The organism is Algicella marina, from assembly GCF_009931615.1.
In the GTDB taxonomy this organism is placed as follows: domain Bacteria; phylum Pseudomonadota; class Alphaproteobacteria; order Rhodobacterales; family Rhodobacteraceae; genus Algicella; species Algicella marina.
Map to the genome: position 1 here is coordinate 1,615,782 of NZ_CP046620.1, position 22,893 is coordinate 1,638,674.

A 22,893-nucleotide genomic window follows, 5' to 3' on the forward strand; every position below is an offset into this window, starting at 1 on the left:
CGAATTAGGGAGATACCAGACATGAGAACCACATTTGCGGCAGCGGCCATGCTCGCCCTCGCCACCGCGGCACCGGCGCAGGACACCTCGATCATCGTCCAGTCGACGACATCCACCGCCAACTCCGGCCTCTATGATTACCTCCTGCCGATTTTCACCGAAAAGACCGGCATCACCGTCAATGTCGTCGCTGTCGGCACCGGTCAGGCGATCAAGAATGCCGAGAACTGCGATGGTGACGTGTTGCTCGTCCACGCCAAGCCGTCGGAGGAGAAATTCGTAGAGGCCGGCTACGGCACCCACCGCACTGATCTGATGTACAACGATTTCGTCATCGTCGGTCCGGAAGCAGATCCGGCCGGTGTCGGAGGTTCGAACGATGTGCAGGCCGCGCTGGCCAGCATCGCCGAACAGCAGGCCCTCTTTGCCTCCCGCGGCGACGATTCCGGCACCCACAAGAAGGAAGTTTCCCTCTGGTCCGCAGCCGGGGTCGAACCGACCACCGGCTCCGGAGACTGGTATCGCGAAACCGGCTCCGGCATGGGCGCCACCCTCAACGCCGGCATCGGCATGGGCGCCTACGTGATGACCGACCGCGCCACATGGATCAGCTTCGAGAACAAGCAGGATTACAAGGTTCAGGTCGAGGGCGATGAGGACATGTTCAACCAGTACGGCGTCATTCCGGTGAACGCCGACAAGTGCCCGACCGTAAAGGTGGACGCTGCTAACACCTTCGCCGACTGGCTGATCTCGGATGAAGGTCAGGCCGTCATCGCTGCCTACAAGGTCGCCGACCAGCAGCTTTTCTTTCCAAACGCACCGGAAGACTAATAGACTGCGGGGGCGGCGACATTCGTCGCCCCCACAGATCGAGCCAATGAACCAGATCACCAGCACGGCCCCGGAGTTTCTGACTGTCCGCGAACTCGCCGACCTCCTGCGCATCAAGGAACGCAAGGTCTATGACCTTGCCGCCAACGGAACCGTTCCCTGCTCACGTGCAACCGGCAAACTGCTGTTTCCCACCGCCGAAATACGCGACTGGATCGAAGGCGCGAAGTCCGGCGGCACCACCGCCCCCACGCCGCGCCCGCCAATCCTGCTTGGCAGTCACGATCCCCTGCTCGACTGGGCGATCCGCCAATCCCGTTGCGGTCTCGCCTCCTATTTCGACGGCTCTCTTGATGGTCTTGCCCGCTTCGTGCGTGGCGAGGGTATCGCCGCCGGTCTGCACATCTATGATGGCCCAGACGACGCCTGGAATACGCCTGCCGTTGCGGCTGCCGCCGCAGACGCCAACGCCGTTCTCGTCACCTTCGCCAGCCGCAAGCGTGGTATCCTGACCTACCCCGGCGGACACGAACCAACCGGTATCGCAGATCTGGCCGGGCTCACTCTCGCACCAAGGCAAGCCGAGTCGGGCACGGCCATCCTCTTCCGCAACCTCGCGGAAAAGGCCGGGCTGGACCTGACGCAAATGAAGTTCACCGAGGTCGCCCGCACCGAGGACGAGGCCGCACAGGCCGTCGGTCGCGGCGAGGCTGACGCCACCTTCGGGTTGGAAACCGTCGCCCGCACCTACGGTCTCACCTTCCTGCCGGTTCTCGAGGAACGCTTCGACCTCCTCGTGGACCGCAAGGCGTGGTTCGAGCCACCCCTGCAGGCCCTCGTCACCTTCTGCCGATCCCCTGCCTTTCGCGAACGTGCGGACATCATCGGCGGCTACAATGTCGCCGACTTCGGCACAGTGATCTGGAACGCCTGAACGAAAACCTGCACCTGCAAGGGGCGCAGGCGCAGGCTCGACTTCGCAATCACGCTGGCAGCCAGGATCGGGGCAAGGCCGCCCTACTCGTTAATCCCCCCTCACTCCCGGAATGGGAGCGAACCCTACTTGACCACGTGCCAGACACCGCCGACACCGTCGCCCGACGTATCGCCCGGTGCGGAATCTCCGGCCCAGTAATACAGCGGCATGCCGCCAAACGCCCACTGCATCTTGCCATCCTTGCGCTCCACAAGCGTGAAGTCCCCGTCGGCGGCCGCTCCGGCGGCAGCAAAGAACGGTGGCCAGGCCTCGGCGCAGTCATCGTAGCAATTGCTCACGCCCTTGCTGTCCTTGTCGAAGATGTACAGCGTCATCCCCGCCTCGTCGGCCAGCACGCCGGCGCTGTTGCGACTTACGCTCGCCGCTGTCGCCATGCTTGCCAACAGTGCCAGCCCCGTGGCGGCAATCATCGTCTTCATCTTCATCATCCAGTCTCCTGATCTCGTACGCCGCCCGTGTCCGGCCCGGCCATTGCATTGCGCAACGTGCCCCCAGACGGTACCGCGCTGCCGCCTCTCTTGTGACCGGCCATCGTTGGCATGAGCGTTGAAAGATCAGTGGTATCGGGCCGGCGCGACCGTTGTTTTTCCCGCGCGCGCCATCCGAAGTGTGACAGAAGTTACACTTTTGCGAACCTTTCCATAATCTTACCACGGACGGCCAGGTATTTTCTTGTTATCTTACAACGCTCACTCACACGCCGCACGCCTCATAGTATCGTCTCTGGCTGCATCCATTCGGGACGCCGCCCATTGCAAAAAAAAGGCGCCGGGAACTGTGCGCCATGAACAGGAGAATACCCAATGCCAATTCTAATCGGCGACGGAACGGACCCGATCGTAATCAATGATCCCGACCTCGATTTCAAACTCATCACAGGTGCACTGCTGGACACGGGCACATCCGACGCCTTTTTTGTGACCGCGGATGATGCCACCATTACGATTGACGGCACTGTTCTGTCGGAAGATGACGGCGTTGACGGCGGCGGCAACAGGCTCCTCCTGCACGTTGGCACCAATGGCGTTGTCAACGTAGGCTCGGACGGATTGCGTACCGTTGGCACCAACGCGACCGTCATTGTCGAGGGTACGGTCAACGCCGTCGATCAGGGCATAGAGATGGAAGGCACCAACGGCACGCTCCTCAATTCCGGTTACATCTTCAGTGCCGAAGAGGCCGTGGAAATCGCGACGACCGGCGCCACGGTCTTCAACTCCGGAACCATCGAATCCACAAACACGGCCTTCGATGTCAACGGCGGGAACGCCGTCATCACCAACACCGGTACCATTATCGGTGGTTCGGAGGCGATGGACTTCTCCGATGTCGCGGCGGAAAGCTCGATCACCTTCTTCAATTCGGGCACCGTGGAGTCGACGTTCGGCCCCCGCGCAATTCTCGGCAGCGCTGGTCGTGACTTCATCTTCAACACCGGCACGCTCGATGGCAATGTCGCACTCGGTGGCGGCAATGACGTTTTCGACGGCCGCGGCGGCACCGTGATCGGCACTGTCTACGGCCAGGGTGGCAGCGACACCATCTATGCTGGCGCTGGCGGTGGCGAAATCAATGGCGGCGGCGGCGGCGACAGGCTCATCGGCGGCGCGGGCGAAGACATCCTTGCCGGTGCCTCCGGCGCGGACGTGCTTCGTGGCAATGGCGGCAACGACGATCTGCGCGGCGGCGGCGGTGATGATCTGATGTTCGGCGGCGCCGGGAGCGATTTCCTGAAAGGCTTTGGCGACGACGACATCATGGACGGCGGCCGCGGCAACGACAACCTCAACGGTGGCGCGGGCGACGATACGTTCGTGTTCCAGCTCAACGCCGGTGATGACAGGATTTTCGCCTGGGAGAACGGTGCGGATGTCATTGACCTCTCGGCTTACGAACTCGGCAGCATCTTCGACGTCTCGGCCGCGATCACCGATGTCGGTGCCGATGCTGTCGTGGACCTTTCCGCCCTCGGCGGCAATGGGTCGATCACCATCGTCGGCCAGGCCGGCAACATCGATGCCTTCGATTTCATCGTCAACGACGATCTGATCCTCGTACTCGCATGATCTCTTGGACAGCGCGGCCGGTCGGCCCGCGCTGCCCAACCTTCGGGCAAATTGATGGCCTGCCAGTTTCGCGGAGCTGGCAGGCTAAACTTTTCTGTAAAATTTTTTAAACTTTGCGAATAAAGAACGGGGGAGATGCGTAATCCCTTCAGCCGCCAGTTCTGCGCAGTTGCCGCTCCGGTAAGCCAGTTCCCGTGACTCTCAGCCCAAAGGCTCGAATATTCGCTCATGATCTCCATCCAGACACTCGGACCGCTGCGCATTTCCTTCAACGGCAAGGACCTCCCGCTGCCCAAATCCCGCAAGACGCGGGCGCTGCTCGGCTATCTCGCCCTGTCCGGCGCACCCCAGCGCCGTGACCGTCTGTGCGAATTGTTCTGGGATGTTCCAGACGACCCGCGCGGCGCCCTGCGCTGGTCCCTCAGCAAGCTCCGCCCGATGCTCAACATCGAGGAGGAACGGCTGACCGCCGACAGGGAACGGGTGCAGATCGACAGCACCAGGTACACCGTCGATTTTCACAGCGTCCGGGCTTGGGCCGACAGCGACGAAGCCCCGGTCGCCGATCTGGAGGAAGCATGGGAACTCGCCAACCATGTGCTGATGGAAGACTGCGAAATCCCCAATCAGTCGGATTACACCGTCTGGCTTGAACAACAGCGCAACGAACTGGCCCGCCTGCGCATCCGCCTCGCCCGGCGATTGGCCACCCTGCCCGATGCCAATACCGAATCCGCCGAACGCTGGGCGGAACGTTGGCTGATGGATGCACCGTTCGATCCCGATGCCGCCCTCTACGCCGTCTCGGCAAAACGCCGTCTCGGCCGCCAGCGAGAGGCCATGGCCCTCGCCGAGTCACTCGAACTGGCATTCACCGAAGCGTCGATCACCCCGCCAGACTGGTCGCATGACCCGAAACCGGACGCCCCGGCAATGCAACCAGCAGCCTTGCCGGACCTCGCTCCGGCACCGCGCCAGATCGTCCGCTTCCTGCAGACGGACGACGACACCTCCCTTGCCTGGGCCTCCACTGGCGATGCCGCCAACCCGCCGCTCGTCAAGGCGGCGAACTGGCTCTCGCATCTGGAACTGGACTGGGAGGCCCCAATCTGGAGCCCCCTCTTCCGCCAGCTCTCCCGCACCCACAACTTCATCCGCTACGACGAACGCGGCTGCGGCCTGTCCGATTGGGACGTGCCGGAAATCAGTTTCGAAAGCTTCGTCAACGATCTCGAACTGGTTGTCGACGCCGCGGGGCTGGACAGGTTTCCGCTGCTCGGCATCAGTCAGGGCGCCGCGGTGTCCATCGAATACGCCGCCCGTCATCCTGATCGGGTGTCCCACCTCATCCTGTTCGGCGGCTACTCCGCCGGCTGGCGCCACCATGCGTCGGAGGAGGAGGTGCGTGAACGGGAGGCGGTAATGGTCCTGACCGAAACCGGCTGGGGCCGCCCCAACCCCGCCTATCGCCAGATCTTCTCCCGCAGCTTCATGCCGGATGCGACACCGGAGGAACTCGAATGGTTCGATGAATTTCAGCGCCGCACCACCTCGCCCGCCAACGCCGTCCGCTTTCTGGAGGCCTTCGCCGATCTCGACGTCCGCCACCGTCTCACCGACGTAAAGGCTCCCACCCTTGTACTGCACAGCCGCGGCGATCTGCGCATCCCCATGTCCTCGGGCCGGGAGCTTGCTTCCCAGATCCCCAACGCCGAATTCACGGGCCTCAACAGCAGCAACCACCTGCTGATCGGTCGCGAGCCGGCATCGGCGGAATTCATCGCCGCCGTCACCGGCTTCCTGAAAGCTCACTGACAGCGCCGCCCGTCGCCGTCTGCGACCATTTCCCACGCGCGAGATCGTCCAATCCAACGGTGCCTACAACGGTCGGTCCCACTTCACGGCCTCATGGTGCGAAGTCCAGGCACCGTTGAAAGGACCCTGCGATGAATTTTGCCGAGTATATCTGGCTGGACGGCACAGCCCCGACCCGGCAACTCCGCTCCAAGAGCCGGATCGTGTCTCTGGACAAGGAAACACCCGGCGCGGACGATTTCCCGCGTTGGAGTTTCGACGGTTCCGCCACCGGACAGGCCGAGGCAACGGACAGTGATTGCGTACTCAAACCTGTCGCCGTCACTCGCGATCCGCTGCGCCCGGAAGGCAGCTACCTCGTCCTCTGCGAAGTGTTCGACCCGGACGGCTCTGCCCATATCACCAATTCACGCGGCACCCTGCGCGCAATCCTCGCCGCCGGCGCGGACGAGCACGAACCGTGGATCGGTTTCGCACAGGGATACACCCTGATGCAGCACGGCCGCCCGTCTGGCTTCCCCGCCGAGGCCGGACCCGCGCCGGAAGACGGATGCTATTGTACCGTCGGCTCGGGCAAAAGTTTCGGTCGCCACGTCGCGGAAGATCATGCCCGCCTTTGTATCGACGCCGGTCTGCTCTTTTACGGTCTCAACGCCGAAGTCATGCCGGGACAGTGGGAATTCCAGATCGGTTACCGCAGCATCGAGGGCGACGACCCTTCGATCCTCAACGTCTGCGACCATCTCTGGATCGCCCGTTACCTCCTTCATCGCGCATCCGAGAACGCGGACATAACCGTGTCTTTCGACAGCAAGCCGATGGCTGGCGACCGGAACAGCGCCGCCATGCACACCAGTTTCTCCACGATGGCCACCCGTTCGCCTGATGGCATCGCCGCCATCCACGCGGCAGCCCCCCTGCTCGCCGCCAGTCACGACGCCCATGTCGCCGTCTATGGTCACCGGCCGGAGGCACAGCTGGCCGCCTGTGACGAAACCTGCGCCGTCGGAGAGTTCCGCTTCGGCAACGCCGACCGCGATGCCTCCATCCGCATTCCCGTCGGTGTGGAGGAAGCCGGCTGCGGCTATTTCGAGGACCGCCGCCCCGGCGCCAACGCCGACCCTTATATGGTTGCCGCCCGCCTCGCCGCGACCGTCTGCGGCATTGCCGAGGAAAAGCTCAACCGCGGGCGTTCCGCCGCCTGATTCTACCCCGTCATCGGATTGTACCCGGCGGTGCTCCCGACAAACGTGCCATCTGTCCAACACACGCGGCCACCCTTCAGTGTCCACGAACAGGCCCCGCCCTAGGGCGGATTGCCTTCCATCTGCGCTGCGGTCCCATCCACCCCCCGGGGCACGCAGTGGCAGGGGCGGGCTCTCCTTCTGGGGGGCCCGCCTGTTCCGGGAACTACCGCCACAGGTATCGTTGTCAGCCGCCCGGGCGTGGGCTAAGAGGCGAGAAACCGGCAACAGGAGATCCGCCCCGTGACGACACTCGACATCATCAAAGCCTACTACGCCGCCTTCAATCGCGGCGACACCGACGCGATGCTGGACTTGCTCGCCGATGACGTCGAACATCATGTCAATCAGGCTGGCATCCGGCGCGGAAAAGCCGCCTTCGCCGAGTTCAACACCCACATGACCCGCTGCTATCGCGAAGAACTGACCGATCTCGTGCTTTTCGCCGAGGGTGATCGCGCCGCCGCCGAATTCACCGTCAACGGCACCTACCTCGCCACCGACGAGGGCCTGCCGGAGGCCAACGGCCAGACATACCGCCTCCCCGCCGGCACCTTCTTTGCCCTGAAGGACGGCCACATCACCCGCGTCACCACCTATTACAACCTGACCGACTGGATGGCTCAGGTCGGCGCATGATCAGGGTGGAGGTCTTGGAGGGCGCAGCGCTCGACGCGGTATTGGACGATCTCGCCCGCCTGCGCATCGCCGTGTTCCGCGACTTTCCCTACCTCTACGAAGGCGACATGGCGTATGAGCGCAAATACGTGCAGGTCTACCGCGACAGCGCCGACGCCATTGTCGTCGCCGCCTACGACGGCCAGCGCATGGTCGGCGCGTCCACCGGCCTGCCGCTGGAAGATCACGAGGATGATTTCGGCGCACCGCTTGCCACTCACAACATAGCCGAGGAGACTGTATTCTACTGCGCCGAATCCGTCCTCCTGCCGGAGTATCGCGGCCACGGCCTCGGCCATGCCTTTTTCGACCGTCGCGAGGAAAAGGCCCGCGCGCTGGGTCGCAGTCACGCCATGTTCTGTTCCGTCGTCCGTCCAGAAGAGCACCCCGCCCGCCCGGCGGACTACCGCCACCTCGGCCCTTTCTGGCGCAAACGCGGCTACACTCCTCTTGACGGCGCGGTCGTGACGTTCGACTGGAAGGATATCGGCGACGCCGAACAATCCGCCAAACTGCTGCAAGTCTGGATACGTGCTCTATGAAAATCGCCGCCGCGGCCTACCCGATCGACTGGCTGGATAGCTGGGATGCCTATGCGGCCAAGCTTGAACGCTGGGTCGCGGAAGCACAGGCCGACCTGCTGGTTTTTCCGGAATACGGCGCGATGGAACTCGCCTCCCTTGCCGGACGCGAAGCCGCTGCCGATCTCGACGCCTGCACGCAGGCGGTCTCAGATCTCCTGCCGGAGGTCGACGCCCTCCACGCACGCCTCGCATCCAGATACGGCTGCCACATCGTCGCCGCCTCCGCCCCGGTAGCGACATCGGAGGGTTTCGTCAATCGCGCCCGCCTGATCTCGCCCGACGGCGGAATTGGCATTCAGGACAAGCAGATCATGACACGATGGGAGCGGGAGCCGTGGGGCATCCTGCCGGGCGGCCCCTTACGCGTGTTCGAGACGGCACTAGGCCGCATCGGTATCCTGATCTGCTACGACAGCGAATTTCCGTTGCTCGCCCGTGCCCTGTTTGAGGCCGGAGTGGAGATCCTGCTGGTACCCTCCTGCACCGAAACCCTGTCAGGCTACTCACGCGTCCGCATCGGCGCGATGGCCCGGGCTCTGGAAGGTCAGTGCGTCGCCGCCCATTCCTCCACCCTAGGCGATGTACCATGGTGTCCCCCGGTGGAGGCCAACACCGGCATGGGCGGCATCTTCGGTCCGCCCGACAACGGCATGCCGCCCACCGGTATTCTCGCCGAAGGCACACTGAATCGGTCCGGCTGGACCACGGCCGAGGTCGATATCGCGGCTCTCCGCGAAATCCGCCGCGATGGCCAGGTCCTCAATCTCGCCCACTGGCCAGAGCAATCCGGCCGCATCACTGCCGTAGAGGCCGTCACTCTCTGAGCCATGTCCCCTTGGCCATCGGCCCTCTGCTCGGCGTTCCTCACGAATCCACGGAAAACAAAAGTTCCACGTACCGCCGCAGATGCCGCACGCTCTCCCGCGCGGCCTCCACGTTCCCCGTTGCCTTTGCGATCACGAATGACCCCTGCAGCACCGCCTGCGTGTGCAGCGCCAGGCTCTCCGCTGTCCAGTCGCCCGCCAAATCCCTCGCCTCCATTGCCGCCGCGATGTCCGGCACCAGCGTCGCCGCATGGCTGGTGATCGCGTCGCCACAGGCATCACGCACCGCCGGATGCAGTTCATGCACCTCCTGCGCCATCGTCCCGGCGACACAGGTGAAGGCGGCCATCTCGCCACCGATCATTTCCATCCGGAAATCGATATAGGCCAGCACCCGGCCCAGCGGGTCTTCCGACTCGTGATACGGCGCCCTCGCGAACAGGGCACCGGTCGTGTCCCGCCAGTCCTCGGCAGCGGCGATACCCAACGCTTCCTTGCTGTCGAAATGATGAAAATAGGCGCCTTTGGTAACCCCCGCGGCCCCGCACAGGTCCGCGACAGTCGTGGCAGTGAACCCCTTGCGGCGAATGATTTCGCGGGCCGCGTCAAGCAGACGGGTCCGGGCATCCCCCTTCTCGGGGTCTTTCAATGTTTTTCTCGGCATGGCGCAAGGTACAAACCATCCGGTATGTTCGTCAAGCGCCGATCGTCGCAACGTGACATGCCCCGGCATACCTGACACTCTGCCGCCAAATCACATCAACCTGACGGAGCTTTCATGTCCGCCTCTCCCGCAATCGGCACCGACGATCCCGCAACCTCGTGGCTGGTCGATCCGCAGCACCTCGAGTGGTTGCGCGCCGAAGCCACTGCCCAGCTCGATTTCTTCCGTCCCAGCCTGCGCAGCGATGGCGGTTTCGACACCCTCGCCCGCTCCGGCGCTCCCCTCCCCCGCGGCCCACAGGAACTGCACGTTACCACCCGGATGATCCACTCCTATGCCCTCGGCAAGGCCTTCGGCGCCTCCGACTGCGATCCGATCATCGACGCCGGCATGGCCTATCTCTGGCAACATCACCGCGATCCCGAGCACGGCGGCTACGTCTGGTCCACCGGCCCGCAAGGCGATGCGACAAAGCTCGCCTACGGCCATGTCTTCGTCCTTCTCGCCGCCGCCTCCGCCAAACTTGCCGGCCACCCCGACGCCGACCGCCTGCTTGCCGACATCGCCGAGGTTCTCGATACCCGTTACTGGGAAGACTCCCACGGCCTCTTCGCCGATGAATTCACCCGTGACTGGCAACCTTTCTCCGCCTATCGCGGCATGAACGCCAACATGCACGGCACCGAAGCCCTGCTCGCCGCCTTTGAAGCCACGGGAGAGCAGATCTACCTTGCGCGCGCGGGCCGCATCCTCGATTTCTTCATCACCCGCATGGCCCCCGCCCATGCGTGGCGCCTGCCCGAACACTACACGGTTGCCTGGCAGGTAGACCCCGACTATGCTGGCAACCCGATGTTCCGCCCTGCCGGCACGACGCCCGGCCACTCGCTGGAATTCGCCCGCCTCGCCCTGCAACACTGGGATCTCTCCGGTCGCCCCGGCACGCCGCCCGATGGTCCGCGACGACTGATCGAACAGGCCCTGGCCGATGCCTGGCTGCCAGACGGCGGCATCGCCTACACGCTCGCCCATGACGGTTCCGTCGCGATTGCGGATCGCTACTGGTGGCCGGTCACGGAGGGCATAGGTGCGCTCGCCACCCTGCTCAAACTCTGCCCGGAACCACAGGACGAAGCCACCTACCGCCGCCTCTGGCACTTCGCCGACAGCCACTTCATCGACCACGCCAACGGCGGCTGGTATCCAGAAATCGACGCCGAGGGCCATGCCACCGAAACCCAGTTCACCGGCAAGCCGGACATCTACCATTCGCTGCAGGCGACACTCTTTCCGTTGGTGCCCGAAACCACCCGTTTCATGGCCGCCCTCGCCCGCGCTGACACCACCGGCTGAGCCGGCCAGGCGGGCAGCGCAGCCAATACAGCCCCAACGGTTTCGCCGCCATACCGAGTTTGGCCAAATCGGTGTCCCCGCCACCTCACGTTCCCGCCATCCACAGGAACAGCCGCTTCCGGTGCGCGTTCATCTGTCAGGCAGGGCCGCAACTCGGTCTGCGCAAGCGTAAGGAACAGGAGTACTGACAATGACCACCGCCCATCTGCACGTCGAGGACCGTGTCGGCACCGGCCGCCCGATCATTCTCATCCACGGCTGGCCCCTCTCCGGCGAAGCCTGGAAAAAGCAGGTTCCTGCCTTGCAGGAGGCTGGCTTCCGCGTCATCACCTATGACCGTCGCGGCTTCGGCCGCTCCGACAAGTCCACCTCCGGCTACGACTATGATACGTTGGCCGCCGACCTCGCCGGCCTCATCGAAGAACGCGACCTGCGGGATGTCACCATCGTCGGCTTCTCGATGGGCGGCGGCGAAGTTGCCCGCTACATTGCCAATCACGGCGAGGACCGGCTGCTTTCCGCCGTCTTCGCCTCCGCCGTGCCACCCTACATGATGCAGACGGAAGACAACCCCGATGGTCCGCTCACCAGCCAGGCCGCCAAAGACATGGAGAACAAGCTCCGCGCCGGGCGGGAAGAGTTCTTCGATGGCTTCACGCGCGACTTCTTCACCGCCAACGGCGAACTGAAAGTCACCGAGGAAGAACGTCAGAAAGCCGTTGCCCTCTGCCTCCAGTCCAGCCAGACCGCAGCGCTCGGCTGCATGGAGGCGTTCGGCACCACCGACTTCCGGGACGACCTGAAGAACATCACCGTGCCCACGCTCGTCCTCCATGGCGATGCCGATGGAATCGTGCCCATCGAAGGTTCCGGCCAGCGCACCCACGCCGCCGTGGCGGGCAGCCAACTGGTCACGGTCTCCGGCGCCCCGCACGGGTGCAACATCAGTCACCCGCGGGAATTCAATGCCGCCTTGCTGGGTTTCCTGAACGGCTGATCCGCCTGATTGCCCGGCAGAAATCTGTTCCGGGAACCTGTTCCGGGGCAAACCGTGCCCCGGATAACTCTCACGCCAACACCATCGTTCCGGTCGAAAGAGAGGACGGCGCGACAGGCAAGAACGTCGCATCAATCCAAATGGCTCAGTGCGAAATCACCCGGCACGCCTTCGCGGAAAACGGCTTGATACCGCCCTTTTTCAACGCCTGCCGAAGTCGGTCAGAGAGAAAAAAGTTATCTACGACTCTTTCTTCAATCCAAAGATCCACGCCCTTAAGCGCGCCCGCCGTCATCGCCGTGTCATCGTCACTCGGCATGAACTTGGGCCACCATTCCCCTGGCCGGTTTGCAAAGAGTTCATACTCACGGGATTCCTCCGGAACAAAACAGTTTTTGACCTCGGCAATGTTTAGAATGAAGTACCTTTCTTCCAATTGCGACTTGCGGTCATAGCGCATCAGCGGGATCTCGACGAAATGCGAGCGCCCGAGATCGAACTGCTCCATCACCACCTTGCAGGCTTCCGACACGAGAATGTAGGTGGAACAGGTGATCGGTTTTGGCGGCTTTTCGTGGGAATCGTGGTATCGTTCGACCGCAATGTTCGGCATGTCTTCAGCGGACACGAACTCACCTGCCAGATACCGATGCATCTGTGATCGCCGAACCTCATAGGGAGGTTCCGGATCCCATGTTATCACAAATTTCAGTGAGTATCCGGAATTTCGTGGAATATCGCTGATCCAGACGTCAACTTTCTTGGCCAAATCTCTTTCCTTCTCGAAATCGGGTCCAACTGAAACCCAACGCACCCTATCGTTCGACCCAGCACAAGAGACCGGAGGGCATCGCCCGAACCGAGGGGTGGGAGCGCTAACGGCTCAGTGCGAAATCACGCGGCACGCCTTGGCTGAAAACGGCTTGACGCCGCCCTCCCGCAGCCCCTGCCGCAGCCGGTCCGACAGGAAGAAATGGCCATAGACAAGCGTATCCCACCAGAGATCAACACCCTCGAGCGCCCCGGCGCTCAGTGCCGTTTGCCCGTCGTTCGTGTCCGACGAGACGGGCCGCCATTCACCCGGTTTCTGCTTGAACCTCAACTTCCAACGCTTCGACAGCTCGGGCAGCAAGCACGTCTTCACCTCGGCGATGTTCAGGATGAAATACCGCTCCTCCAATTGCGACTTGCGGTCATAGCGCATCAGCGGGATCTCGACGAAATGCGAGCGCCCGAGATCGAACTGCTCCATCACCACCTTGCAGGCTTCCGACACGAGAATGTAGGTGGAACAGGTGATCGGTTTTGGCGGCTTTTCGCGACGGTCATGGTAAAATTCAACTGCCAAGTTCGGCAAGTCTTCCGGTGCAACGAATTTGCCCGCCTTATATCGATTTATCCGTGACCTCACAATTTCATGGGATGGTTTCGGGTCGAACTTCAACTGGAATATTGGATCGTATCCGGAATTTCGTGGAATGCCGCTGATCCAGACGTCAACTTTCTTGGCCAAATTTCTTTCCTTCTCGAAATCGGGTCCAACTGAAACCTAACGCACCCTATCCTTCGACCCAGCACAGCAGACCAGAGGGCATCGCCCGAACCGAGGGGAGGGCGAAATCGCCCGCCCCGTGGGGGCGGTTCGGGCGATGCCCGGCGGTGCCGGGCAGGTGCCAGGCCGGAGCGGTGTGCGGTGCCAGACTGCCTCCGGCACGAGGCCATCTGGCCACCCACGGAAAAGAAAAAGGGGCGCCGCAGCGCCCCGTTCCCTCACCCGATGATCGCGTTCAGCGTCGCGCTCGGCCGCATCACCGCGGCCGTCTTCGCCGGGTCGGTGTGGTAGTAACCGCCGAGATCCGCCGGCTGGCCCTGAGTCGCGCCAAGCTCGGCAAGGATCGCATCCTTGCCGGAGGTCAGCGCCTCGGCCACCGGCTTGAAATGCGCCGCAAGCTCCGAATCAGCCGTCTGCGCCGCCAGCGCCTCCGCCCAGTACATGGCGAAGTAGAAATGGCTGTCGCGGTTGTCCGTCTGGCCAACCTTCCGGCCCGGAGAGTTGTCGTTCTCCAGCAGCTTCTGCGTCGCCACTTCCACGCCTTTGGCCAGCACCGCGGCCTTCTTGTTGCCCTTGGCATTGGCGAGGAAGTTCAGGCTCTCGCCCAGCGCGCAGAACTCGCCCAGCGAGTCCCAGCGCAGGTGACCCTCCTCCACAAGCTGCTGCACATGCTTGGGCGCGGAGCCGCCGGCCCCCGTCTCGAACAGCCCGCCGCCCTGCATCAGCTTGACGATGGACAGCATCTTGGCTGAGGTGCCAAGCTCCAGGATCGGGAAGAGGTCCGTCAGGTAGTCGCGCAGCACGTTGCCGGTGATGGCGATGGAGTTTTCGCCCTTGCGGATCGTCTCCAGCGTCTGCCGTGTCGCCTTGGCGGGCGAGAGGATCTGGAACTTGTCCGCCACGCCCGCGGCTTCGAGGATCGGTTTGACGTAACGGATCAGTTCCGCGTCATGCGCGCGTGCCTCGTCCAGCCAGAAGATCGCCTCGCAGCCTTCCGCTGCCTGCCGCTCGATGGCAAGCTTCACCCAGTCCTCAATCGGCGCCTTGCGCGCAGAGGCGGAGCGCCAGATGTCACCGGCAGCAACCTTGTGCTCGTGCAGCACGTCGCCATTCTCCAGCACCATCCGTACAGTGCCCGCCTTCGGAATTTCGAAGGTCGTGGGGTGGGAGCCGTATTCCTCCGCCTTCTGCGCCATCAGGCCGATGTTCTGCACCGTGCCGGAGGTGGATGGATCGAGCGCGCCGGTTTGCTTGAAATACTTGATCGTCTCGTCATAGACGGGCGCATAGGAGCCATCGGGGATGACGCAGTTCACATCCGCCTCTTCGCCATCCGGCCCCCAGCCCTTGCCGCCCGCGCGGATCACCGCCGGCATGGATGCGTCGATGATCACATCGGAAGGCACATGCAAGTTGGTGATGCCCCTGTCGGAGTTCACCATGTACATCGGCGGCCGCTCGGCCGTCACCTTCTCGATCGCCGCCATGATCTCCGGCTTGCCCTCGACCCGCGCCAGCAGATCGCCCAGCCCGGAGTTTGGCGTCACGCCCAGCGCCTTCATCTCCTCGCCGAACTGCTCGAACACCGGCGCCAGCCACGCCTTGACCGCATGGCCGAAGATGATCGGGTCGGAGACCTTCATCATCGTCGCCTTCATGTGCAGCGAGAACAGGATACCGTCCTTCTTCGTCTCTTCGATTTCCTTTGCAAGGAAGTCGTCCAGCGCCGCGGCCGACATGAACGTGGCATCCACCACCGTCCCCGCCGGATAACTCACACCGTCTTTCAGCACGGTAACGGAGCCGTCTTCGCCCACCAATTCGATCTTCGCCGTCGCCGCAGCGTCAAGCGTCGCCGAAACCTCGTTGGAGCAGAAATCGCCGCCGTCCATGAACGAGACATGGGTCTTGCTGTCCGCGCTCCACTTGCCCATCCGGTGCGGGTTGGCCATGGCATAGTTCTTCACGGCCACGGCCGCGCGGCGGTCGGAGTTGCCCTCGCGCAGTACCGGGTTCACGGCAGAGCCCTTCAACCCGTCATAGCGCGCGCGCACATCCTTTTCCGCCTCGCTCTCGGGCGTTTCCGGATAGTCCGGCAACGCATATCCCTGCCCCTGCAATTCCTTCACCGCCGCCACAAGCTGCGGCACGGATGCGGAGATGTTCGGAAGTTTGACGACATTCGCATCAGCCGTCTTCACCAGTTCACCAAGCTCTGCAAGATGATCGGCCTGTTTCTGATCGTCTGAGAGATAGTCAGGAAACGCCGCGATGATCCGCCCCGCCAAAGAGATGTCCCGCGTGCCGACCGTCACGCCCGCCGCACCGGCAAAGGCCTGGATGATCGGCAGGAACGAGGCGCTGGCAAGTTCCGGCGCTTCGTCTACCTTTGTATACACAATATCGGGCGTGTTGTTGTCTGACATCTCTCTAAAGGTCTCCCCAATCTGGAATTCTGGCCGAATTCGGCGCGCGGGATACTGCGCTGGCACCGCATCTGGCGGGCTCCCGGGCCGTTAAATAACGCTCCATCGCCTAAATCACCGAGGCCATGAAGGCAACCCAATCTTGGCCCGCTGCCTGCTCACGTGCCACTCTCCGCCGCCAGAACGGCCCGCGCACCGGCCCAGATCAACCGCGCCGCCAATAGCGCCAGCACGCAGTTCAACACCAGCCGGAACCGCGCCTCGTCAATCCGCATCAGGATCTGCTTGCCCGTCAGCGTCCCCAGAAAACCGGCCGCCACCAGCAGAACCACGATCCCGGCCCAGCCCGAAAACGCGAACCCCAGCAACCCGAACACCACCGATTTCAGTAGATGCTGCACCGTCATCAGGCCCGCATGGGTGGCGACATACTCCATCCGCCCCAGTCCCAGCGTCTTCACATAGGCCGCCACGAACGGGCCCGTCGCCCCGAAGAACATCGTCAGCAAACTGGAAATTCCACCCGACAGCGCCGCCGATGCCCGCAGAAAGGCCGGCGGCCTGAAAAAGATCGACCACAGGATGAATACCCCCACCCCGATCTGCACCAGTCCCGCATCCATTTGCACGGCAAACGCTCCGCCCGCCGCCACGCCGATTGCCGCGCCCAGCAGGAACGGCAGAAACACCGGCTTGTGAAAATGGCGCAGCAAGATGGCCGCTCGCCCGCAATTGCTGCCCAGTTGCACCAGGCCATGCACGGGAATGATCGCCGGCGGCGGCAGCAGCGAGGCCAGCACCGCAAGCATGATTGTGCCGCCACCGATACCGAACGCCGCCGTGATCAGCGACGAGGCGAAGCTCACCGCCAGCAGCAGCCCGGCAATTCCCCAGCCAAGTCCGCCATGCAGCAGGTCCGCCGTCAAACCACGGCCACCGCCAGCGGCGCAAGCCCGGCGATGCGCACCTCCAGCTTGTCACCGCGCTGCACCGGGCCCACCCCCGCCGGTGTGCCGGAGAGGATGACGTCACCTGCCGCCAACTCGAAATACTCCGACAGGTAGGCGATCATCTCCGGCACCTTCCAGATCATCTGGTTCAGATCGCCTTCCTGCCGCGTCTCGCCATTTACCGTCAGCGTAATTGCCCCCGCTCCCGGATGTCCAACTTCCGTCGCGGGATGCACCGGCCCCACCGGCGCGGAGCGGGAGAAGGCCTTGCCAATCTCCCACGGCCGCCCGGCCTTCTTCATTTCGCCCTGCAGGTCGCGCCGCGTCATGTCCAGCGCCGCCGCATAGCCGTAAACGCATTCCAGCGCCGCGCTCACCGGGATATCCGTCCCGCCCGCGCCCAGCATGACCGCCAACTCTGCCTCGTAATGCACGTCCGCACTCTTCGGCGGATAGGGAAACTGTCCGCTGACGTCGAGGTCATCTGGGTTTTTCTGAAAGAAAAACGGGGCCTCCCGATCCGGGTCATGCCCCATCTCGATGGCATGTGCCGCGTAGTTGCGGCCGATGCAGTACACCCGGCGCACCGGAAACCGCGCGTCGCTTCCCGCCACCGGCAGCGCCACCCGCTCCGGCGGTACGATTGCAAATTCCATGGCACACCCTCCTGTTCAGGCGCACCATAACGCCGCCTCAGACGAAGTCGATATGTCTCGCGAACGGCATTTCCCGCAGGCGTTGGCCTGTGGCAGCGAAGATGGCATTGGCCAGTGCCGGCGCGGCAGGCGGCACCGGCGGCTCGCCGATACCCCGGATCTTCGCACCATTCTCCAGCCCGCGCACGACGATCTCCGGGCACTGGTACAGCCGCAGGCCCTCGGCGTCGTAGTAGTTGCGCTGCTCGGCCATGCCGTCGGCATAAGTGATCTCGCTGTTGATCGCGTGACCAAGGCCCCAGATCACCCCGCCCTGCACGAGATTCTCGAAGTTCACGGGGTCGACCACCCGGCCGACATCGGCGGCGACGAACACCTTGTCCATGCGGATGCCCGCATCCGTCGCCGTCACCTCCACGACCTCCGCCACCGGCACCCCGAAGGACAGTACGAACGCCACGCCACGGCCGCGCCCCGCGCCCATCGGCGTACCCCAGCCGCTCATCTCCGCCACCGCTTCCAGCACCTTGCGGGATGTCTCGTCCTGCACCATTCGCAACCGCTCTGCCATCGGGTCGGCGCCGGCGGCATGGATCAACTCGTCTAGCATCCCGTCGGCGAAAAATCCGTTTGATGATGCCCCGACCGAACGCCACGAACTCGCCGGTGCCAGCCCCTCCACCGCATATGCCCGCATCCGGTAATGCTCCGGCAGGTAAGGCATGTCCCATGCCCCCGCAGCCAGTTGCGCATCCGGTCCCGGTACCGGCTGTCCCAGCCGTTCTGCCTGCGACCGCGCGGCCGACACGCTGGCGATTTGCAGATCCAGCGCGGCCACCTGCCCGTGCCGCACTATGCCGCGCCCCCGCGCCATTGCGATCTGGCGCGGGTGATCCTGTGCAAAATCCTCTTCCCGGCTCAGCGTCGTCTTCACCGCGACGCCCGGCATCGCCAGCGCCACTTCGACAGCCCGGTCGATGAAGTCGAACTCCAGCCGATGCCCGAAGCTTCCGCCCGCAAACTGGTTGTGAAACCGCACCCTCCCGGCCTCCACCGCCGCAAGTTTCGCAACCCGCTGCTCGACAAAGCGCGGCATCTGGTGGCCGGCCCAGACATCGACCGTATCATCCGCCACCCGCACCACCGCACTTAGTGGTTCCAGCGGCTGATGCGCCACATAGGGGGCACGGTACTCCGCTTGCCAAATGTCGCCCTCCAGTACCGCCTCCACGTCGCCCTCGCTCCGCCACTCCTTGTCCAGCGCCGCTGCGGTGAACGACCTCGCCACCGCCGCCCAGTGGGCCTCCTGTTCCGCCGGGTACGGCGCAGGCCCCCAGTCATACGCAATCTCGTCAAGCGCCCGCATCGCGTACCAGGTGTTGGAGGCAATGACCGCCACACCGCCACTCACCGGCACCACCTTCTCCACCCCCGGCATCGCCTCCGCCGCACTGGCAGCGTAGCCGAGCATGTCACCGCCCTTGCGCGGATTCATCCGCACCGACGCGTGGCGCATGCCATCCAGCCTCAGGTCGATGCCATAAATCTGGGTACCCGTGGATTTCGCAACGATGTCCAGCCGCTGCATCTGGCGGCCGAGCAACCGCCACTGCTCCGGCCGTCGCAGTGCCACCTCCCGCACCGGCTCCTTCCCTGCGGCCCGCGCCGCCAGCGCCGGGTAGTCGATCCGCCCGCCATCCGGCAACACCACCGCGCCAGCCTCGGTCCGCAGCTCGGCCACCGGCACGCCCGTCTCCGCCGCCGCCGCCGCCTTCAGCGTCTCCCGCGCCACCGCCCCGGCCTCGCGCAACTTGTCGAAACTGTCGGGAACAGCGCTGGAGCCGCCGGTCACCTGCAGGCCCAGCAGCTTCACAGCCGCACCGGCGGCCCCGCGCAGCGTTTCCGCAAGAAACGTGTCGTCGGTGGACAGGAACGGCACGGCTTCACCCGCCAGCGCCCGGTTGTAATAGGCCGCACCGGGCACACCGAAATCCGTCTCGAAGCCACCGAACTCCAGATCCATCTCCTCGGCGATCAGCGCGGCCTGCATCGACACCACACCCTGCCCCAGATCCGCATGCGGTGTGATCAGAACCACCTTCTCCGGCGTCACCAGCACCCACGGATTGAAGGTTGCCGCGTCAGGTTCCAGCCCTGCCGCCAGCGGGTTGTCATGCGGTGTCCGCACCTTCCATGCGCCGAAGGCCACGCCCCCGGCCACGGCGGCGGAGCCGATCAGCAGCGTGCGTCGTGCAATCTTCCCTGCCCGCCCCATCACGTGCCCCGCAGGTTCTTGGCCGCCGTGTGCACCGCAGCCCGGATCCGCGGATAGGTGCCGCACCGGCAGAGGTTGCCGGACAACGCGCGATCTATGTCCGCGTCCGAGGGTTCCGGGTTCGCCGCCAGCAAAGAGGCCGCCTGCATCACCTGCCCGCTCTGACAATAGCCGCACTGCGCCACCTGATGCGCGATCCACGCCGCCTGCACCGCGTGCAGCGTCTCGGGTGTGCCCAGCCCCTCGATCGTGGTGATCTCGCCATCCACATCACCCACCGGGTACTGGCAGGCCCGCACCGCCAGCCCGTCCAGATGCACGGTGCAGGCGCCGCATTGCGCCACCCCGCAACCGTACTTGGTGCCCATAAGTCCCAGTTCGTCGCGCAGCACCCACAACAGTGGCATATCTTCGGCGACATCGACCTCGTGTTCGGTGCCGTTGACGATCAGCTTCATCCCGGCAACCGCGCTCCCGCCGCTTCCGGCGTGTATATCACCCGGGTATCGTCCCGGAAGTCATCCAGCCGCATCGCCCATTTCGCCTTCGGCCAGCGCAATTCCATCTCGCCCAGCCGCGGCCGGTAGACCGCCGTGAACAGCGTCCCGAACCCCTGATCGAAAGCCGAGGAGTACAGCGGAGGCTTCAGGAACGCGCCAATGAATTTCTCTTCCGGCTCCACATGCAGTGTCAGGCGCTGCAACAGAAACCGCTCCCGCTCCACCGTCGCGGTGAAACGCGCGTGGCTCGACCATTCGACCTTTTCCTGGTGGTTGGTGGCCACTGCCGCATGAGTGATGCTCGCCGGCCGGTCAGGCGCCATCATCGCCGTCAGATAGTGCCGCTGCGCATCGAGGACGGTGACATTGTAGCTCATGTGGGTCGGCACCCGCGCCAGCACCGCCCCGGCCTCCTCCGCCGTCTCGCAGGTCTGCAACACATAGCGCAGGATCAGCGGCACCCCGAACCCGTCGCCCACGACCCGGCGTCCCCCGAATGTCAGCGAAACCGCCAGTCCCGCATCGTTCATTCCGTCCACCAGCCCCCACAGCCCGTCCGAAGTGCCGATCACGTTGCGCCCCTGCCAGCCCGTCCGCAGAACGAGGCTGTCGAACGCCTTGGCGTCGTAATCGTAATTGCGCACCAGCACCGGCTCCTTGCCGGGCCAGATCGCCTGTGAACAGGCACTCATGTACGGGGGCGGACAGTGAAAACTCAGAAATCGGGAGGCGAGGTCAGTGCCCCCCGCAAGCTCGCACAACCGGTCGTAGAGAGGTACGATCTCGGGCATGTGCGTCGTCAGCGCCTGCCGTCCCTGCCAATAGGTCGGCCGGGCCGCTTCGCCTTCCTGCAACCACCAGCGCTGGTAATCCGGCCAGTATTCCGCAAACAGCCCCGCCCATTTCGGGCCCGGCTCGTCCTCTCCCACCGCACGCCAGTGAAGTTCCATTGCAGCCTTTTCGTCCGGTCTTGCCCGGGGCACCGGCGCACCGTTGCCCCGGAAGTCTCTTACATGATCTTGAATGCCGGGTCGGCAAGGGCCGGACCCGCCTCGGCCGACGGCAGCGGCTTCGCCGCGAAACTCGCCTTGATGCCGTGGATCCACTTCTTCGCCCGTTCATTGAGCTGGAACGAACCCGTCATCGACCGGCCGCGCGTCACCAGAATGCCAAGGTCGGCCCCCTCGTAACGATAATCGCCCGGTTTCTGGATACGCAGGAAGAACGCCTCGTTCTCGCTCTCAACCGCCCGGCGGTGATAATCGAACCGGTCGAACACCACGCGCCCGTCCTCCAGCATCTTGTAGATGCCCGTCTCCGGCGCCTCGGTGATGATATCCACACTGTCCTCGGTGTGCTTGATCACCATCTGCGACCAACTGTCGATCATATCCGGATCGGCCCAGCGCGCATTCAGTTCCTCGACATCGAGGCTGAACTTCTTGCGCGAGAACTCCAGCAGGTGGAACAGGAACAGCGGCGCATCCGCATGGGCGAAGGCCGCGTGGTTGGTCATCGAAGAGGCCCCGGTGATCCGCGGGTTCAACTCGCCCAGCCACAGGTCTCCCGTCTTCTTGTCGATCAGGAAATCGAGCTCGAAATACCCGCGATACCCTTCCTTGCGAAGCTGCTCACCGAATTTGAACGTCAGGTCGCGCGCCTTCTCGCGCACCTTCGGCGGAAAGGCCGTGGCCAGGATCTCGTTGCCGCACCAGCCGCCGCGATAGGGCGTCAGCTCCTTGAAGCCCACAAGCTCGGTCATCAACGGCCCGACGATCGTGCCCTCCTTGGTGGCGCAGGCCTCGATCGCCGATCCGCGGCAGTCGATCCGCTTCATGATCTTGATCTCGCCCTCGCCGACGATCTCGTGCTCATGCCGCCGGAAATCGGCCTCGGATTTGATGAAGAACGTCGTATGCCCGCTGTCGCCGAAGGCAGACTGCAGCACCAGATCATGCCCGATGCCGGCCTTTTCGCAAGTCTTGCGCAGGTCCTCGTAATCCTTCACCTCCGCCAACACGTTCGGCACGGAGGGAACGCCCGCCTTGTTACCGATCCGCACCGTCTCGATCTTGTTGTCCATATTCGTGCGCAGCTTGGCCTTTGGGAACCACACGTCGCCGCCCAGCTCCTTCGCCAGCCGCTCCGTCTCCTCGTCGAACATCAGGAACACGAACTTCGGCTTGCCGCCCCGTCGCTTGATCAGGTCAACCACTTCCTTGTGCTGCAACAGGTAGTTGTTGATGTCCTCGATCGATTGAAACTCCGCATGCGGTTGCTCGGAGGGGCAGAACACGTTCGGATGCTTGCCGTCATAACAGTCGAGGTAGCAGATGTACTTGAAGTTCTTGGCCCATTCGTCCAGCCCCAGCAGGTTGAAATTGGTGGCCGACACAAAATAGATCGGGTCCTCGTTCCGGTGAAAATACCGCCGGATTTCCGAGATGTTGTTCAGTGTACCTTTGGGCATTTCTTGCC

General features: G+C 63.7%; 21 protein-coding genes. 10 read left to right on the plus strand and 11 right to left on the minus strand.

Annotation, left to right across the window (positions count from 1 at the left end; genetic code table 11):
* The first annotated feature begins 21 nt into the window (after positions 1-21).
* Both GO499_RS08085 and GO499_RS08090 read left to right on the plus strand, forming a co-directional pair.
* On the plus strand, positions 22-834 hold the full coding sequence (locus GO499_RS08085; RefSeq protein WP_161861726.1) for an ABC transporter substrate-binding protein: 813 nt from the start codon (positions 22-24) through the stop codon (positions 832-834).
* Between the two features lie 46 nt (positions 835-880).
* Complete coding sequence (locus GO499_RS08090; protein ID WP_161861727.1) at positions 881-1,768, plus strand: substrate-binding domain-containing protein; 888 nt, start codon at positions 881-883, stop codon at positions 1,766-1,768.
* A gap of 125 nt (positions 1,769-1,893) precedes the next feature.
* Here GO499_RS08090 and GO499_RS08095 read toward each other — a convergent pair whose 3' ends face one another.
* Positions 1,894-2,259, minus strand: a complete 366-nt coding sequence (locus tag GO499_RS08095) for a COG4315 family predicted lipoprotein (RefSeq protein ID WP_161861728.1) — start codon at positions 2,257-2,259, stop codon at positions 1,894-1,896.
* A gap of 375 nt (positions 2,260-2,634) precedes the next feature.
* Between GO499_RS08095 and GO499_RS08100 the strand changes: the two genes are divergently transcribed.
* From GO499_RS08100 to GO499_RS08125, 6 genes are all read left to right on the plus strand, one after another.
* Positions 2,635-3,897: a calcium-binding protein gene (locus tag GO499_RS08100; protein ID WP_161861729.1), complete on the plus strand. Its 1,263-nt coding sequence runs from the start codon at positions 2,635-2,637 to the stop codon at positions 3,895-3,897.
* A gap of 228 nt (positions 3,898-4,125) precedes the next feature.
* Entirely contained in the window at positions 4,126-5,712 is a 1,587-nt protein-coding gene (locus tag GO499_RS08105) for a bifunctional AfsR/SARP family transcriptional regulator/alpha/beta hydrolase (protein WP_161861730.1), read from the plus strand.
* Between the two features lie 131 nt (positions 5,713-5,843).
* A complete protein-coding gene (locus tag GO499_RS08110) occupies positions 5,844-6,917 on the plus strand; it encodes a glutamine synthetase beta-grasp domain-containing protein (RefSeq protein WP_161861731.1) in 1,074 nt (357 codons plus the stop codon).
* Between the two features lie 345 nt (positions 6,918-7,262).
* On the plus strand, positions 7,263-7,595 hold the full coding sequence (locus tag GO499_RS08115; protein WP_284154980.1) for a ketosteroid isomerase-related protein: 333 nt from the start codon (positions 7,263-7,265) through the stop codon (positions 7,593-7,595).
* Complete coding sequence (locus GO499_RS08120; protein ID WP_161861733.1) at positions 7,592-8,176, plus strand: GNAT family N-acetyltransferase; 585 nt, start codon at positions 7,592-7,594, stop codon at positions 8,174-8,176. The genes GO499_RS08115 and GO499_RS08120 overlap by 4 nt, the downstream gene beginning before the upstream one ends.
* Positions 8,173-9,042, plus strand: a complete 870-nt coding sequence (locus GO499_RS08125) for a carbon-nitrogen hydrolase family protein (protein ID WP_161861734.1) — start codon at positions 8,173-8,175, stop codon at positions 9,040-9,042. Before GO499_RS08120 ends, GO499_RS08125 begins: the two co-directional genes overlap by 4 nt.
* 40 nt (positions 9,043-9,082) lie before the next feature.
* Here the strand turns inward: GO499_RS08125 and GO499_RS08130 are convergent, their stop codons facing one another.
* On the minus strand, positions 9,083-9,691 hold the full coding sequence (locus GO499_RS08130) for a TetR/AcrR family transcriptional regulator (protein ID WP_284154933.1): 609 nt from the start codon (positions 9,689-9,691) through the stop codon (positions 9,083-9,085).
* A 129-nt stretch (positions 9,692-9,820) separates the two neighbouring features.
* Here GO499_RS08130 and GO499_RS08135 point away from each other — a divergent pair, with 129 nt between their 5' ends.
* Together GO499_RS08135 and GO499_RS08140 are read left to right on the plus strand one after the other, a co-directional pair.
* Positions 9,821-11,059 carry an AGE family epimerase/isomerase gene (locus GO499_RS08135; protein ID WP_161861735.1) on the plus strand — a complete coding sequence of 413 codons (1,239 nt, stop codon included), beginning with the start codon at positions 9,821-9,823 and terminating at the stop codon, positions 11,057-11,059.
* Positions 11,060-11,249: 190 nt separating this feature from the next.
* Entirely contained in the window at positions 11,250-12,056 is an 807-nt protein-coding gene (locus GO499_RS08140) for an alpha/beta fold hydrolase (protein ID WP_161861736.1), read from the plus strand.
* Between the two features lie 145 nt (positions 12,057-12,201).
* Here GO499_RS08140 and GO499_RS08145 read toward each other — a convergent pair whose 3' ends face one another.
* The 9 genes from GO499_RS08145 to GO499_RS08185 all read right to left on the minus strand — a co-directional run bounded on the left by GO499_RS08145 (position 12,202) and on the right by GO499_RS08185 (position 22,885).
* Positions 12,202-12,825, minus strand: a complete 624-nt coding sequence (locus GO499_RS08145) for an imm11 family protein (protein ID WP_161861737.1) — start codon at positions 12,823-12,825, stop codon at positions 12,202-12,204.
* 114 nt (positions 12,826-12,939) lie between these two features.
* Complete coding sequence (locus tag GO499_RS08150) at positions 12,940-13,404, minus strand: imm11 family protein (protein WP_161861738.1); 465 nt, start codon at positions 13,402-13,404, stop codon at positions 12,940-12,942.
* A 422-nt stretch (positions 13,405-13,826) separates the two neighbouring features.
* Positions 13,827-16,034, minus strand: a complete 2,208-nt coding sequence (locus GO499_RS08155; protein ID WP_161861739.1) for an NADP-dependent isocitrate dehydrogenase — start codon at positions 16,032-16,034, stop codon at positions 13,827-13,829.
* Positions 16,035-16,192: 158 nt separating this feature from the next.
* Positions 16,193-16,960, minus strand: coding sequence for a sulfite exporter TauE/SafE family protein (locus GO499_RS08160; protein ID WP_161861740.1), 768 nt, complete (start codon positions 16,958-16,960; stop codon positions 16,193-16,195).
* Positions 16,957-17,640 carry a fumarylacetoacetate hydrolase family protein gene (locus tag GO499_RS08165; RefSeq protein ID WP_161861741.1) on the minus strand — a complete coding sequence of 228 codons (684 nt, stop codon included), beginning with the start codon at positions 17,638-17,640 and terminating at the stop codon, positions 16,957-16,959. The genes GO499_RS08160 and GO499_RS08165 overlap by 4 nt, the downstream gene beginning before the upstream one ends.
* Positions 17,641-17,677: 37 nt before the next feature.
* Positions 17,678-19,915, minus strand: coding sequence for a molybdopterin cofactor-binding domain-containing protein (locus GO499_RS08170; protein WP_161861742.1), 2,238 nt, complete (start codon positions 19,913-19,915; stop codon positions 17,678-17,680).
* The gene (locus GO499_RS08175) at positions 19,915-20,373 is read right to left on the minus strand and encodes a (2Fe-2S)-binding protein (RefSeq protein ID WP_161861743.1); all 459 of its coding nucleotides are present in this window, start codon (positions 20,371-20,373) and stop codon (positions 19,915-19,917) included. Before GO499_RS08175 ends, GO499_RS08170 begins: the two co-directional genes overlap by 1 nt.
* On the minus strand, positions 20,370-21,365 hold the full coding sequence (locus tag GO499_RS08180; protein ID WP_161861744.1) for a C45 family autoproteolytic acyltransferase/hydrolase: 996 nt from the start codon (positions 21,363-21,365) through the stop codon (positions 20,370-20,372). The genes GO499_RS08175 and GO499_RS08180 overlap by 4 nt, the downstream gene beginning before the upstream one ends.
* A gap of 59 nt (positions 21,366-21,424) precedes the next feature.
* Positions 21,425-22,885, minus strand: coding sequence for a biotin carboxylase (locus tag GO499_RS08185; RefSeq protein WP_161861745.1), 1,461 nt, complete (start codon positions 22,883-22,885; stop codon positions 21,425-21,427).
* Positions 22,886-22,893 lie beyond the last annotated feature (8 nt).